Raw genomic sequence first — 15384 nt, 5'->3', positions numbered from 1 at the left:
GATGGCCAGCCTCGAATTGCGAAATGTCGTCAAGCGCTACAAGAGCCAGACTGTGCTCGACAATCTGTCGTTGAGCGTCGCCGACGGCGAAACCCTGGTCCTGTTCGGACCGTCCGGCGCCGGCAAGACGGTGCTGCTGCGGCTCGTCGCCGGCGTCATCGACCCTGATGAGGGAAAAATCTTCATCGGCGGCGAGGACATGACCGATCTTGACGCCGAGTTCCGCGGCGTCGGCATGGCATTCCAGAATTTCGCGCTGTTTCCGCACATGACCGCCTTCGACAACATCGCCACGCCGCTTCAGGCCAAGCGATCGTCGCAAAGCGGGATGAAGGCGGGTGTCGAGAGCGTCGCCAAGCTGCTGAAGATCGGCCACGTGCTCAGCCACAAGCCACGGGCGCTGTCCAACGGCCAGAAGCAGCGCACCGCGCTCGCCCGCGCTCTGGTCGGCTCGCCGCCGGTGCTGCTGCTCGACGATCCGCTGCGCAACGTCGATGCCAAACTGCGCTTCGAGATGCGGCTCGAACTGCCGAGGCTGCTGGCAGATCGCGGTGCGACCGTCGTCTACGTCACCCAGGACTACAAGGAGGCCATGGCGCTCGGCGATCGCATCGCGGTGATGTCGCAAGGCGTCATCAAGCAGCTCGGCACGCCCGAGCAGATCTATCGCGAGCCGGCCAACATCGAGATCGCGCGGCTGTTCGGCGATCCGACAATCAACCTGCTCGACGTCAAGCCGTCGCGCGATGCCAAGGGCATCTATGTCGGTCTGTCGAATGTCCAGGTCCATCTGACCGGCGCCTATGACGCCACGGTCGGCCGCGATTGCGTGATCGGCTTGCGGCCCGAAGCGCTGCGCTTCGTCGACGAAGGAACATCTGCTGCCATTCCGGTGACCGTCGAGGCGGAGACGCCGCTCAACGAAAAGATCGTCACGCTGGTGCGCACCGTGCGCGGTCGCGAAATCCTGGTCTCCCGGCCGGCCGGAACAGCGGGTCAAACCGAGGGCAGGGCCCATATCGCCGTCGACGGCAAAAGCGCCCTGCTGTTCGATCGTGCCAGTGGCGACCGTATCGGCTCGAAAAACGTCGTCAATTTGCGCAGCGGAGAAGCGGCATGAGCCAGAGCGCACTCACCATTTCCGGCGTCGACAAATTCTACGGCCCGATCGACCGAGGTGTGCACGCCGTTCAGAATCTGACGATGGAAATCGACAAGGGCGAGATCGTCGCACTGCTCGGCTCGTCCGGCTGCGGCAAGACTTCGACATTGCGCATGATCGCCGGCTTCGAAGAGGTCTCGCGCGGCAGCATTTCGGTTGCCGGCCGCAAGGTGCACACGCTGCCGCCGGTCAAGCGCAATGTGGCGATGGCGTTCGAGGGCTATTCGCTGTATCCGCCGCTGACCGTGCGCGAGAACATGGCGTTTGCGCTGAAGGCGGCCAGGCTGCCGAAAAGTCAGGTCGACGCGAAAGTTGCCAGCATCGCCAAGCTGCTCGAGATCGAGGACATTCTTGAGCGCTATCCGAGTTCCATCTCCGGCGGCCAGCAGCAGCGCGCCAGCCTCGGCCGGGCGCTGATCCGCGAGGCCGACCTGCATCTGCTGGACGAACCGATGGGCCAGCTCGAGCCGCAGCTTCGCGCGGTGCTGCGCGGCCGCATCAAGCACTTCATCAAGGAGCGCGGCTTGACCGCGATCCTGGTCACCCACGACCAGACCGAGGCCAACGCGTTGGCCGACCGGATCGCGGTGATGGAAGGCGGCGTGCTGCAGCAGTTCGATACGCCCGATATGCTCAAGCAGCGGCCGGCCAACCTGTTCACCGGCACGTTTGTCGGCGAGCCGCCGATGAATGTCTTCGAGGCCTATGTCGGCACGGCTGCCGACACGATCAATCTGCGGCTGCCCGACGGGCTTTCACTCGACTATGACAAGGACGCGTTCAGCGGCTCGGTTCGCGACGAATTGCTCAAACGGCAGCGGGTCGTCATCGGTGTCAGGCCCTATGCGGTTCGCCGCTCGAAGGACGGCGTGCCGGCGACGGTTTCGGCCAACCAATGGCTCGGCGACCAGACCCATATCGCGGCGGATTTCGCCGGCGGCTCGCTGGTCCTGGTCGAACACGACCGGACCCGCCTGGAGCTTGGCGCGCCGATCAACATCAGCATCGATCCGAAAAACCTGCACGTCTTCGATCAGTCCAGCGGTATGGCCATTTCGCACGGCATGGAGCTTGCCTGATGCGGGATGTGCTGATCGGCATCGACGCCGGCACGTCTGTCATCAAATCCGTCGCCTTCGACACGGCGGGCCGGCAACTCGCGGCCGCGGCGGTGCCGAACCGGTACGAGACCTTGTCGGGCGGCGGCGCCGAGCAGGATCTGGCGCGCACCTGGGCCGATACCGCGACCACATTGCGCCAGCTTGCCGACAAGGTGCCGGACCTCGCCAGCCGCACCATTGCGGTCGCCGTGACCGGGCAGGGCGATGGCACCTGGCTGATCGACAAGGAGGGTGAGCCGGTCGCCAAGGGCTGGCTGTGGCTCGACGCGCGCGCCGCAGGAGTCGTCGAGGAGATCCGGGCGCGACCGGAGGATCGGCTCCGCTTCGAAAAGACCGGCAGCGGTCTGGCCGCCTGCCAGCAGGGACCGCAGTTCGCCTTCATGAAGCGCAACATGCCCGAAATGCTTGGCAAGGCGGCGACAGCATTCCATTGCAAGGACTGGCTCTATTTCAACCTGACCGGCGAACGCGCCACCGATCCGTCCGAGGGCACCTTCACCTTTGGCGACTTCCGCACTCGTGGCTATTGCGACGAGGTGCTTGAGGTGCTCGGCGTCGCCGATCTCAGGCATCTACTGCCGCCGATCGTCGACGGCACCAGGCATAGCGCCGGCCTGTCGGCGGCGGCTGCCGAAGCGACCGGGCTGCTTTCCGGTACGCCGGTGGTGCTGGCCTATGTCGACGTGGCCTGCACCGCGCTCGGCGCCGGCCTGCTCGACCGCGAGCGCAAGCCTGGCTGCTCGATCATCGGCTCCACCGGCATGCATATGCGGCTCGCCCAGACGCCGGACGAGGTGCTGCTCAACGAGGCCAGGACCGGCTACACGATGACGATGCCGGCGCCCGGCGTCTTTGCGCAGATGCAGTCGAACATGGCTGCGACGCTCAACATCGATTGGATCCTTAGCCTCGCCTCCGGTATTCTCGCCTCGCAAGGCATCACCCGCAGCAATGGCGAGATGATCGCGCTGGTCGACGAATGGATATCGTTATCGGAGCCGGCCTCGCTGCTCTATCAGCCCTATGTGTCGGAGGCCGGCGAGCGCGGGCCGTTCGTCGATGCCAATGCCAGGGCCGGTTTCGTCGGCATTTCGTCGCGGCACGGTTATGCCGATATGGTCCGCGCTGTTTTTGAGGGGCTGGCCTTCGCATCGCGCGATTGCTACGCCGCCATGGGGCCGCTGCCGAGCGAAATCCGGCTGACCGGCGGCGCCGCCAGAAGCCCGGCTTTGCGCAAGATCCTGGGCGCTGTCGTCGGCGCCGATATTCGCACCAGCCAACGCGAGGAGGCCGGTGCCGCGGGCGCCGCGATGATCGCGGCGGTCTGCGTCGGCCAATACAGGTCGATGGACGAATGCGTCGGCAAATGGGTCACGCCGCTGCTGGGCGCGGCGGAGCCGAGCGACCGAAACCTTGCAGCGATCTATGAGCGGGCGGTTCCGTCCTACACATTGGCGCATGAGGCGCTGCGGCCGGTCTGGCGGTCGATGGCCGCATCCAGGGCAAACTGAGAAGTCGAGCATGCGTAAGAAGATTGCAATAATTGGCGACCGCTTCATGCTTCCCGAGGTCTTTCGCGAGAAAATCGAGAAGGCCTGCGGCGACAATCTCGACATTCGCACCCTTGAGGCGGCCTGGCCCGACGAGCCGATGGAATTCGGCAATGCAGCGCTCGGCCTCGACAAGGTGAAGGAGTATTTTGGCGATCCGGACGAGGTGGTCGATTTCATTGGCGACGCCGAGATATTCGTCACCCAGCTTGCGCCGCTCTCCGAGACCATGATGCAGCGTCTGCCTGCGCTGAAGCTGGTTGCGGTCTCGCGCGGCGGCCCGATCAACATCGACATGGTTGCCGCCAAGGCCCACGGCATCACCGTCGTCAATGTGCCCGGCCGCAATGCAAGTGCTGTGGCCGAATTCACCATCGGTGCGATCCTTGCCGAGACGCGGCTGATCCGGGTCGGGCACGAAGCGTTGCGCAAGGGACAATGGCGCGGCGATCTCTACCGTGCAGACCGCACCGGCCGCGAGCTCAACGAAATGACTGTCGGCGTCATCGGCTATGGCAATATCGGCACCAAGGTTGTCCGCCTGCTGCGCGCCTTCGGCTGCCGCATTCTGGTCACCGATCCCTATGTGCAACTGAGCGCCGAAGACCGCAATGCCGGGGTCGAACTGGTCGCGCTGGACGATCTCCTGTCCCGCTCCGATGTGGTCACGCTTCATCCCAGGGTGACCGAGGAGACCCGCGGTCTTATTGGCAAGGACACCATCGCCCGGATGAAGCCGGGGGTGATTTTCGTCAACACCGCGCGCGGGCCGCTGGTCGACTACGATGCGCTCTACGATGCGCTGGTCTCAGGCCATATCGGCAGCGCCATGCTGGAGACGTTCGCGGTCGAGCCGGTGCCTGCCGACTGGCCTCTGCTGCAGCTTCCGAATGTCACGCTGACGCCGCATATCGCCGGCGCTTCGGTGCGCACGGTGACCTATGCGGCCGAGCAAGCGGCCGAAGAGGTGCGCCGCTTCATAGTCGGGCTCCCGCCGGTCAACCCGTGCTGAAGGTCGCGGCAGCCATGAAACGCAATCCAGGCATAGAGGACCCGGCGAGATGAGCGGCGCCACTGAAATCGTCGATCTGTTCGTCATCGGCGGTGGCGTCAACGGCGCCGGCATCGCGCGCGACGCAGTCGGCCGCGGGCTTTCCGTCATCCTGTGCGAAAAAGGCGATCTTGCCGAAGGCACCAGTTCGCGATCGGGAAAGCTCGTCCATGGCGGCCTGCGCTATCTCGAATACTATGAATTCCGGCTGGTGCGCGAGGCGCTGATCGAACGCGAAGTGCTGCTTGAATCGGCGCCGCATATCATCTGGCCGATGCGCTTCGTGCTGCCGCACAGCCCGGACGACCGGCCGGCCTGGCTGGTCCGGCTCGGTCTGTTCCTCTACGATCATCTTGGCGGCCGCAAGCGGCTGCCGGGCACCCGCACGCTCAACCTGCGCACCGCGCCCGAAGGCGCACCGATCAAGGATGCGTTCAAGCGCGGTTTCGAATATTCCGATTGCTGGGTTGACGACGCCCGTCTCGTCATCATCAATGCGCTCGACGCTGCGGAACGGGGAGCCAGGATCTTCACCCGGACCGCCTGCACCGCCGCCCGCCGCGAAAACGGCCTGTGGTCGGTCGAGATGCGCGACAGACGAACCGGCGTCAGGACCACGGTTCGGGCGCGTGCGCTGATCAACGCCGCCGGTCCCTGGGTCAACGACATCATCAACCGCGTGGCTGGTCAGAACTCCAAGCGGAATGTCCGGCTGGTCAAGGGCAGCCACATCGTCGTGCCGAAATTCTGGGAAGGGCGGCAGGCCTATCTGGTCCAGAACAGCGACAAGCGCGTGATCTTCATCAATCCCTACCAGAACGATCTGGCCCTGATCGGCACCACCGATATTCCCTATGATGGGCGGCCGGAAGACGTAGCGGCGGATGCCAGCGAGATCGACTACCTGATCAAGGTGGTCAACCGCTACTTCAAGCGCGAACTTGCCCGAGACGATGTCATCTACTCGTTCTCGGGTGTCAGGCCGCTCTATGACGACAACGCCGACAATCCGAGCGCGGTGACGCGCGACTATATTTTCGAACTCGACGCATCATCCGGGCAGGCGCCGCTGCTCTCCGTCTTCGGCGGCAAGATCACCACCTTCCGCAAGCTGGCCGAGCATGCGCTGGACCGGATCGCGCCGTTCTTTCCGAAAATGGGCAAGCCGTGGACGTCGAAAGGACATCTGCCGGGCGGCGATATCGCCAACGCCGACTTCGAGCAGTTTCTCGGCGACCTTGGCCGCGAATATCCCTGGATGCCGGCATCGCTGGTCAAGCAGTATGGCCGGCTCTATGGCACCAGGACGCGCGTTCTGGTCGGTGCGTCCAGGTCGCTCACCGAACTGGGCCGGTGCTTCGGCAAGGATTTTTTCGAACGCGAAGCCAGTTATTTGTTCGAGCATGAATGGGCGCTGACCGCTGCCGATATTCTTGAACGGCGCACCAAGCACGGCCTGCGTCTGTCCGCCGCGGAAAGAGCCGCCTTCGAGGACTGGTGCGTTGGCCGACTGGTGAGGGCAGGCTGATGACTTTTACGCTTTCCCTCAACACCAATCCGCTGGTCAACCGTTTTGCCGAACCGGACGATCTGATCGACGCGATCGCCTACGACATCGGCATCCGGGACGTGCAGCTCACGCATGAATTCGTCAATCCCGGCTGGCCGGCGGCGACGATCTCGAAATTCGTCCGCCTGTTCCGCACGGCGCTCGACCGCACCGGCGTGCGCGTGACGTCCGGGATGACCGGCCCTTACGGGCGGCTCAACCATTTCGGCCATCCCGACGCCGACGTGCGCCGCTACTACGTCGATTGGTTCAAGACCTTTGCCGACATTTCGGCCGAGCTCGGCGCCAGCGGCATGGGCACGCAGTTCGCGATCTTCACGCACCGGGATTTTGACGATCCGGAGCGTCGCGCGCGGCTTTTCGAGATCGCGCTGGAATGCTGGCGCGACGTCGCCGAGCACGCCAGGGCGGCGGGTTTGACCTACCTTTTTTGGGAGCCGATGTCGGTCGGCCGCGAATTCGGCCATACGATCGAGAGTTGCCGGGCACTGCACAACGAGATCGAAGCGGCCGGCATGGCCATTCCGTTGAAGATGATGGTCGATATCGACCATGGCGACGTCACCTCGAGCAACCCGGCCGACATCGATCCCTATGCCTGGGCCGAAGCCTTTCCCACGGTATCGCCGATCATCCACATCAAACAGTCGTCGATGAACAAGGGCGGCCATTGGCCGTTCATCGCCGCCTACAACAAGGACGGCCGCATCACGCCGGAAAAACTTCTGGAGACGGTTCGGCGCGGCGGCGGCGTCGACAACGAGATTTGCCTCGAACTGTCGTTTCGCGAACGCGAGCCGGTCGACCACCAGGTCGTCGCGATGATCCGCGAGTCGGTCGATTATTGGGCGCCGTTTATCGAGACCGGCAGGGCGGCACTCTCGCCGCGAGCAGGATAGATGAACAGGAGCCGATGCGGCTCCTGTTCCAAACCAGAATACGTCAGCCGAACTTCGGGTCGAGACTGCCCGACTTGTAGCGCTTGGCCATTTCCGAGACCGGCAGCGGCTTGATCCTGGGGGCGTTGCCGGCGGTGCCGAACTGCTCGAAGCGCTCTTTGCACAGCTTCCTCATGGCGGCCATTGCCGGCGTCAGATATTTGCGCGGATCGAACTCGCTCGGGTTCTCGGTCAGCACCTTGCGGATCGCGCCGGTCAGCGCCATGCGGTTGTCGGTGTCGATGTTGATCTTGCGCACGCCGTGCTTGATGCCGCGCTGGATCTCCTCGACCGGCACGCCCCATGTCGGCTTCATCTGGCCGCCATATTTGTTGATGATCTCCTGCAGCTCTTCCGGCACCGAGGACGAGCCGTGCATGACCAGGTGCATGTTCGGCAGGCGGCGGTGGATCTCCTCGATCACGTTCATGGCGAGCACCGCGCCGTCCGGCTTGCGCGAGAACTTGTAGGCGCCGTGGCTGGTGCCCATGGCGACGGCCAGCGCATCGACATGCGTGTCCTTGACGAACTGCACCGCCTGCTCCGGATCGGTCAGCAACTGGTCATGGCTGACGGTGCCCTCGACGCCGTGGCCGTCTTCCTGTTCGCCGCCGCCCATCTCCAGGGATCCGAGAACGCCGATCTCGCCTTCCACCGACACGCCGCCCCAATGCGCCATGTCGACGACGCGCCGCGTGATGCCGGAATTATAGTCGTAATCGGCCGGCGACTTGCCGTCCTCCTTCAGCGATCCGTCCATCATCACCGAGGTGAAGCCGTGCTGGATCGCGGTCACGCAGGTGGCTTCGTTGTTGCCATGGTCGAGATGCATGCAGACCGGGATATCGGGATGGATCTCGACCAGCGCGTCGATCAGCTTGGCCAGCACGACGTCGTTGGCATAGGCGCGGGCGCCGCGGCTCGCCTGCAGGATGACAGGCGATTTGGTCTCCTTGGCCGCCTCCATGATGGCAAGGCCCTGTTCCATATTGTTCATGTTGAAGGCAGGCACGCCATAGCCGTGTTCGGCGGCATGGTCGAGCAATTGTCTCAATGTGATGCGAGCCACCCAATGGTCTCCCGTATTTGGTTTCAAGCCTATGGTTTGCGAGCTGTCCGGTTGTCATTCAGCCCATTGATGCTTCTGGCCGGATTTCCGGAGAACCGCAACCTTTGGCCATGCGGCCGAGAGCAATTCTTGTTACAAGGCAGCGATCAGAAGCAAGGAATATCCCAAGGAATCATAACATCATCACAAAAAATTTGGCATGCATGCGATTTTATCTGTTAGAATAGTTTCTATCAGCCGTTTCTGCCACGGCGGACGCGGCGACGCGAATTAAAGGAAACAGGCTGGACGATGAAGAGCGACGGCCGGCGGCAAGGCATCATGGATTTTCTGATGGACACCGGCACGGCCAGTGTCGATGACCTTGCCTCGCGCTTCGGCGTGTCGAAGATGACCGTCCATCGCGACCTCGACGAGCTCGAGGAAAGCGGCTTCCTGCGCAAGATACGCGGCGGCGCCTCGATTCAGCCGAGCGGCCTGTTTGAAAGTGATTTCCGCTACCGTCAGAAGCAGGCCGCCGAGGAGAAGCAGCGCCTGGCGGTTGCCGCCGTGTCTGTCATCGAACCGGGCCAGACGGTGATCATCGACGACGGCTCGACGGCGGGCGGCATTGCGCGCCACCTTGCGGATCTGCGCCCGCTGACCGTGATCTCCAACAATCTGGCCGTGATACAGGATCTGGCCGGCGTTGCCGGTATCACCCTGATCGCGCTCGGCGGCCAGTACAGCAAGAAATTCCACGGTTTCTTCGGCCTGCTTGCCGAGGACACGCTGAGATCGTTGCGCGCCGATGTCGCCTTCCTGTCGTCGTCCGCCATCCACGGCGTTTCCGCCTTCCACCAGGACCAGGAAGTGGTCCATACCAAGCGGTTGATGATGGCCGCGGCCGCCCGCAAATATCTGCTGGTCGATCACGGCAAGTTCGGCCGCACGGCCCTGCATTTCCTGACCGATCTCAAGGCGTTCGACGCCGTCTTCACCGGTCGAGAACTGGGACCGCAGACACGCGAGGCGCTGGAAGGCGCCGGCGTTTCGCTATCACTGGTCGAGAAGGACTAGACCATGATCCCGAAAAGTGGGAACCGGTTTTCGGAAAAGATCATGGTCAAAGAAGAAGCTAGACCATGATCCCGAAAAGTGGGAACCGGTTTTCGGAAAGGATCATGGTCAAAGGAGAAGATAGAACCATGATCCCGAAAAGTGGGAACCGGTTTTCGGAAAAGATCATGGTCAAAGGAGAAGATAGAACCATGGTCCCGAAAAGTGGGAACCGGTTTTCGGAAAAGATCATGGTCAAAGAAGAAGATAGAGCCCCATCCCGCCTCGCGGGATGGAACAGGCTCTAGAAGGAGGACGCGTGGCTTACTGGGTCGGCACAAGCTGGAAAATGAACAAGACGCTTGCGGAAGCGACTGACTTTGCCAGGGCGCTGGCGGGGTTCGTCCCCGGTTTCGACGACCGTATCCAGCCCTTCGTCATCCCGCCCTTCACGGCGGTCCGCGAGGTCAAGAAAGCGCTGGCATCGACGCGGATCAAGGTCGGTGCCCAGAACATGCACTGGGCCGACGCCGGCGCCTGGACCGGCGAGATCTCGCCGGTGATGCTGACGGACTGCGGGCTCGATCTCGTCGAGCTCGGCCATAGCGAACGGCGCGAGCATTTCGGCGAGACCGACAATACGGTTGGTCTCAAGACCGCAGCGGCGGTGAAGCACGGGTTGGTGCCGCTCATTTGCGTCGGCGAGACATTGGCGCAACGCAACAGCGGCCAGGCCGATGCGGTGCTGGCCTTGCAGGTGCACGGCGCGCTGCAATACCTCGAAGGCCAGGCCAAGGCGGCGACGATCCTTTTTGCTTACGAACCGGTCTGGGCGATCGGCGACAAGGGCATTCCGGCAAGTGCCGGCTACGCCGACAGGCAGCAGGCGCTGATCAAGAAGATCGCCGGCGATCTTCTGCCGGCCATGCCGCCGGTGCTTTATGGCGGCAGCGTCAACCCGCAAAATGCCGCCGAACTGATCGGCCAGCCGCATATCGACGGGCTGTTCATCGGCCGCTCCGCCTGGCAGGCGGAAGGCTATATCGACATCCTCGAACGCGCCTCGGCGGCGATCTAGAGCATGATCCCGAAAAGTGGAATCCGGTTTCGAAAAGATCATGCTCAAACAAAAGATAGCATGATCCCGAAAAGTGGAATCCGGTTTTCGGAAAGATCATGCCCAAACAAGATAGCATGATCCCGAAAAGTGGAATTCCGTTTTCGGAAAAGATCATGCTCAAACAAAAGATGGAGCCCATCGGGATGGGCTCCAGAGCAATCGAACAGGAAAGGACAGAAAAAATGAAAATAGCCATTGGGGCCGACAGCGCCGGCAAGCCGCTGCTCGACGTCATTGCCGCTCACCTGGCCACCAAACCCGGCCTCACCGTCAGCGACCTCAGCCAGGCCGGCTACTATGCCGACCTGTCGCAGCAGCTCGCCCAGACCATCCTCGACGGCGAAAACGATCGCGGCATCTTGTTTTGCGGCACCGGCATCGGCGTTTCCATCTCGGCCAACAAGGTCCCCGGCATTCGCGCCGCACTCACCCATGACACCTATTCGGCGGAGCGCGCGGTCAAATCCAACAATGCCCAGATCATCACCATGGGCGCCCGCGTCATCGGCCCGGAACTGGCCAAGTCGATCGTCGATGCCTGGCTCGCATCGGAGTTCGACGAAAACGGGCCATCGGCCGGCAATGTCCAGGCGATCGACAGGCTCGACGCGGCGAAGTTGGGCTAACCCAGGCTTTTTCGCATCGCGCCGATAACGGTGACCGCCGACGCCGCGCCGGGGTCGATGTGTCCGAGCGACCGCTCGCCGAGCCGCGACGAGCGGCCCTTCGCTGCGATCATATCCTTGGTCGCCTCGGCGCCCCGTTCGGCTGCTTCGAGGGCGGCTGCCAGGCTTTCGGACAGGGTCTTGCCGGCGGCATGGGCAGCGGCCGCGGCTTGCGCCGCCGGCAGCCAGGCGTCGACCATCGTCTTCTCGCCGATCTCCGCCTTGCCGCGATCCTGGATGCCTTGCGCTATCGCCTGGAACAGGTCGACGACGTCGGCGCCCGCCAAGGTCGCCTTGCCCTTGACGGCAGCCGCACCACGCATGAAGGCCGTCGCGTAGAGCGGGCCCGACGAGGCGCCGACGGCGTTGAGGAACGACTTCGCCGCAGTGTTGAGGAGAACAGTCGGCTCGGTTGCCGTGAGCTCCAGCGGCGCCAGCGCATCGCGCACCGCCCCAAAGCCGAGCGCCATGGCGATGCCATGATCGGCGTCGCCGATGACCCCGTCGAGCTGACAGAGCCTGTCCTTGTCGGCTTCGATCGCCACCGCGATCGCATCGAACATTCTTTTCAGATCGGCTGCATCGATGGATGTCATGGATGCACCCTTTCAGCCGGCACGGAACATGGCGCAGTCGCAAGGATGGTCGAGCATCGTCTGCAATTCGGCGTCGAGATGCATCAGCGTCACCGAGGCGCCGGCCATTTCGAGCGAGGTGCAATAATTGCCGACCCAGGTCGCGTGAACTGACACGCCGATGTCATCGAGCCGCTGTTTGACGCGCCGGTTCATGATGTAGAGCTCCATCAGCGGCGTCGAGCCGAGCGAATTGACGAGCACGGCGACCTTGTCGCCGCGTGCCGGCGCCATCTCGTCGACGATCTTGTCCAGCATCTCGTCGGTGATCTCGTCGGCGGTTTTCAATTTTCCGCGGGCGATGCCCGGCTCGCCATGGATGCCCATGCCGATCTCCATCTCATCCGGTCCGATCTCGAAATTCGGCCGCCGGGTCTGCGGCAGCGAACAGGGCGACAGCGCCACGCCCATGGTGAAGGTGTGATCATTGGCCTTCCTGGCGATACGCTCGCATTCTTCGAATGACAGCATCCGCTCGCAGGCGGCACCGGCGGCTTTGAAGATGAAGAAATTGCCGGCGACACCACGGCGCTTTTGCCTCTGGTCGCGCGGCGCCGATGCCACGTCGTCGGTGGTCAGCACGGTGCGCACTTCGATGTCATCCATCGCCGCCATCTCTGCGGCCATGTCGAAGTTCATCACGTCGCCGGCATAGTTGCCATACATGAACAGCACGCCGGCGCCGCCGCTGGCCGCCTTGGCGCATTCAAGGATCGGGTCCGGCGGCGGCGAGGCAAAGACATTGCCGATCGCCGCCGCGTCGGCCAGCCCCTTGCCGACGAAACCGAGGAAGGTCGGCTCGTGGCCGGAGCCGCCGCCGATGACGAGGCCGACCTTGCCCTGGCGAGGTCCATCGCGGGCGATGATCGAGCGTGGGCTGCCCTCCATGCTTTTGAGATGGCGGGGATGCGCGGCCAGAATGCCTTCCAGCATCTCGTCGACAGTGCGGTTGCCGTCGTTGATGATCTTCTTGGTCTGCACCGGCAGCCTCCCGATTTCGGTATTTTCGCAGATAGTACAGCGTGTTACCGGAATTTCCACCCGGGGTCGGACATTTCACGCGGCAATATGTTCCGGCGGCCAGGACCTGCACGCAGGGATTGGCTGCCTCTTTGTCCTTGAGCTTAAAATGCCCGAAGAAGAAGCGGTGGCAGGAGCCGATAACTTGCCGCGTCAAATGGCGATCACCGGTAAGGCAGGCAGCAGCTTGTCCAGGGTGATGGGAAAGTCACGCACCCGCACGCCGGTCGCGTTGTAGATGGCGTTGGCGACAGCTGCCCCCGCACCGCAGACGCCGAGTTCGCCGATCCCCTTCGCGCCGAATGGATTGGCCTTGTCGTCATGTTCCTCGAGGAAGACGACCTCCATCTCGGGGACGTCGCCGTTGACCGGGACGTGATACTCGGCAAGATCGTGATTGACGAAGTGGCCGTAGCGCCGGTCGAGCACCGTCTGCTCCATCAGCGCCGCACCGATTCCCCAGGTCATGCCGCCGATGATTTGCGAGCGCGCGGTCTTGGGGTTGAGGATACGGCCGGCGCCCATCACCGCCAGCATCCGGCGCAGGCGGATCTCACCGGTATCGCAATCGACGGCGACCTCGGCGAAATGCGCGCCATAGGAATGCTGCGAGTAAGCCTTGTATGACGGGGTGGCGGCGCCGGCGGCCACGGAACCCTCGGCCTCGAACCCGTCGGGAGCGATCCGTCGGACAAGGTCGGCCAGGCTTGCCGAACGCTGGCCGAGCCTGACCTGGCCGTCGGCAAAGTTCGCCTGGGTGGCGCCAGCGCCGCGCAACGGCGAGGCTTCGCTCGACCGCGCCGCCTGCAATATCCGTTCCCTAAGGGCGTTGCAGGCGTTGTGCAGCGCCGACCCTGCACTTGCCGCGCCCCAGGACCCGCCGGAGCCGGCGGTACGCGGGAAGCGGCTGTCGCCAAGCTCCACTTTGACGGACGAGATCGGCACGCCGAGGCTGTCCGCGGCGATCTGGGTTAGGATCGTATAGGTGCCGGTCCCGATATCGGTCATGTCGAGCCGCGCCGTCACCCGACCGTCGCGGTCGATCGCAACCCGCGCCGTCGCCGCGCCGATGTAGTTCGGACGGATCGCCGCCGCCATGCCGTAGCCGATGAGCTTGCGGCCCTCTCGGGCGCGGCCCGGCGTCGGGTTTCTTCGCTGCCAACCGAAACGGCGGGCGCCTTCCTCCATGCAGGCGACGAGATTGCGGGTGGAGAACGGCACGCCGCGCTCGGGATCCTGGGCCGGTTCATTGCGGATCCTGAGTTCGATTGGGTCCAGTCCGAGCCGCTCGGCGAGTTCATCCATGGCGCATTCGAAGGCCAGCATGCCGGGGGCTTCGCCGGGCGAGCGCATCCATTCGCCGCGGTTGATATCCAGCGGGACCAGGCGATGGCGGGTGACACGGTTCGGCGCCGCATAGAGCGAGCGGGCAAAAACTGCCGTTTGCTCGCAGTACTCCTCGAAGCTGGACGTTGCCGACCAGACGTCGTGCGCGATCCCGGTGAGCCGCCCGTCGGTGTCCGCGCTGAGACGCACCTGTTGGATCATCTCTGCGCGATGACCGGCATTGGCGAACATCTGTTGTCGCGTCAGCGCGATCTTGACGGGACGCTGCAGGACCTGCGCAGCAAGCGCGGCCAGGATCGTATCGGCATGGGCAATCAGCTTGGAGCCGAAGCCGCCGCCGATGAACGGGCTGATGATGCGCACACGCTCGGGCGGGATGCGGAGTGTGCTGGCGACCCCCGCCCGGAAATTCGCCAGGGTTTGCGCCGATGTATGGATCGTCAGCTCGTTGCCTGACCAGGCGGCGAGCGTCGCATGGGGCTCCATCGGATTGTGATGTTCGAAGGGCGTCCGGTAAGTGGCATCGACCTTGACCGGAGCTGCGGCAAAGGCGCTCTCGAAGTCGCCGATCACGCTGTCGGTCTCGAAGCCGGCATTGGTCCGCTTTGGTGCGTAGGCGTCGGCCACATGTCCCGACAGATCGTAGAGGCCCGGCTCCTCGTCGTAGCGCACTTTGATGAGGCCGGCGGCAGCACGTGCCGCCTCGAACGTCTCCGCAACGATCAGCGCGACGGGCTCGTCGTAATAGCGCACCCGCTCGCTGTTGAGCGCGGGCCGGGCGCGCGTGAAGACCTCCGGCACCGTCGGCGTGACCGCCGGGCCGAAATCCGGCTGGGCCGGCGCATTCCGGTGCGTCATGACGAGCAGCACTGCCGGCGCCCGTTCGGCTTCGGCCGTGTCGATCTCGGCAATGCGCCCCTTGGCGACGGCAGCGCCGAGAATATAGCCAAAGGCTGTACCCTCCAGCGTATTCTCGTAGGCGTAGGTGGCATCGCCTCTCACCTTGAGCGGACCATCGATGCGATCGAATGGACGCCCGATGATGCCGCTGCGTGTTTCGCGAGGACGGTTTGAGGTCTTCGTCTCTGTCATCATGTC

13 protein-coding genes are annotated in these 15384 nt (G+C 63.6%); 9 read left to right on the top strand and 4 right to left on the bottom strand.

The features are described 5' to 3' along the window. Window position 1: 1 nt before the first annotated feature. From AC0L18_RS21165 to AC0L18_RS21140, 6 genes are read left to right on the top strand one after another with little or no spacing between them, the layout of a single operon-like run. A complete protein-coding gene (locus AC0L18_RS21165) occupies window positions 2-1120 on the top strand; it encodes an ABC transporter ATP-binding protein (RefSeq protein ID WP_473494050.1) in 1119 nt (372 codons plus the stop codon). Next, window positions 1117-2241, top strand: coding sequence for an ABC transporter ATP-binding protein (locus AC0L18_RS21160; protein WP_473494049.1), 1125 nt, complete (start codon window positions 1117-1119; stop codon window positions 2239-2241). Before AC0L18_RS21165 ends, AC0L18_RS21160 begins: the two co-directional genes overlap by 4 nt. Then, the gene (locus AC0L18_RS21155) at window positions 2241-3794 is read left to right on the top strand and encodes an FGGY family carbohydrate kinase (protein WP_473494048.1); all 1554 of its coding nucleotides are present in this window, start codon (window positions 2241-2243) and stop codon (window positions 3792-3794) included. Before AC0L18_RS21160 ends, AC0L18_RS21155 begins: the two co-directional genes overlap by 1 nt. A gap of 10 nt (window positions 3795-3804) precedes the next feature. Then, window positions 3805-4845: a 2-hydroxyacid dehydrogenase gene (locus AC0L18_RS21150; RefSeq protein WP_473494046.1), complete on the top strand. Its 1041-nt coding sequence runs from the start codon at window positions 3805-3807 to the stop codon at window positions 4843-4845. Window positions 4846-4894: 49 nt separating this feature from the next. Then, on the top strand, window positions 4895-6412 hold the full coding sequence (locus tag AC0L18_RS21145) for a glycerol-3-phosphate dehydrogenase (protein ID WP_473494045.1): 1518 nt from the start codon (window positions 4895-4897) through the stop codon (window positions 6410-6412). Beyond that, window positions 6412-7353 carry a sugar phosphate isomerase/epimerase family protein gene (locus AC0L18_RS21140; protein WP_473494043.1) on the top strand — a complete coding sequence of 314 codons (942 nt, stop codon included), beginning with the start codon at window positions 6412-6414 and terminating at the stop codon, window positions 7351-7353. Before AC0L18_RS21145 ends, AC0L18_RS21140 begins: the two co-directional genes overlap by 1 nt. A gap of 43 nt (window positions 7354-7396) precedes the next feature. Here AC0L18_RS21140 and fba read toward each other — a convergent pair whose 3' ends face one another. Next, on the bottom strand, window positions 7397-8461 hold the full coding sequence (fba, locus tag AC0L18_RS21135; protein WP_473494042.1) for a class II fructose-bisphosphate aldolase: 1065 nt from the start codon (window positions 8459-8461) through the stop codon (window positions 7397-7399). 291 nt (window positions 8462-8752) lie between these two features. On the opposite strand from fba, the gene AC0L18_RS21130 reads away from it, so the two are divergent. The 3 genes from AC0L18_RS21130 (at window position 8753) to derI (ending at window position 11245) form a co-directional block, all read left to right on the top strand. Then, window positions 8753-9520 (top strand): DeoR/GlpR family DNA-binding transcription regulator, encoded by a 768-nt coding sequence (locus AC0L18_RS21130; RefSeq protein WP_473494041.1) that lies wholly within the window; start codon window positions 8753-8755, stop codon window positions 9518-9520. A gap of 271 nt (window positions 9521-9791) precedes the next feature. Further along, window positions 9792-10577, top strand: coding sequence for a triose-phosphate isomerase (locus AC0L18_RS21125; protein ID WP_473494040.1), 786 nt, complete (start codon window positions 9792-9794; stop codon window positions 10575-10577). Between the two features lie 224 nt (window positions 10578-10801). After that, window positions 10802-11245, top strand: a complete 444-nt coding sequence (gene derI / locus AC0L18_RS21120) for a D-erythrulose-4-phosphate isomerase (RefSeq protein ID WP_287119740.1) — start codon at window positions 10802-10804, stop codon at window positions 11243-11245. Here the strand turns inward: derI and dhaL are convergent. The 3 genes from dhaL to AC0L18_RS21105 all read right to left on the bottom strand — a co-directional run bounded on the left by dhaL (window position 11242) and on the right by AC0L18_RS21105 (window position 15378). Continuing rightward, a complete protein-coding gene (dhaL, locus tag AC0L18_RS21115; protein WP_473494039.1) occupies window positions 11242-11880 on the bottom strand; it encodes a dihydroxyacetone kinase subunit DhaL in 639 nt (212 codons plus the stop codon). The genes derI and dhaL overlap by 4 nt on opposite strands. 12 nt (window positions 11881-11892) lie before the next feature. Then, window positions 11893-12900, bottom strand: coding sequence for a dihydroxyacetone kinase subunit DhaK (locus AC0L18_RS21110; RefSeq protein WP_473494038.1), 1008 nt, complete (start codon window positions 12898-12900; stop codon window positions 11893-11895). A gap of 192 nt (window positions 12901-13092) precedes the next feature. Continuing rightward, window positions 13093-15378 carry a xanthine dehydrogenase family protein molybdopterin-binding subunit gene (locus AC0L18_RS21105; RefSeq protein WP_473494079.1) on the bottom strand — a complete coding sequence of 762 codons (2286 nt, stop codon included), beginning with the start codon at window positions 15376-15378 and terminating at the stop codon, window positions 13093-13095. Window positions 15379-15384 lie beyond the last annotated feature (6 nt).

It is taken from the genome of Mesorhizobium sp. WSM4819 (genome assembly GCF_055811215.1).
Note: the sequence above shows the minus strand (reverse complement) of the source record. Positions and strands in the feature narration are given on the sequence as shown.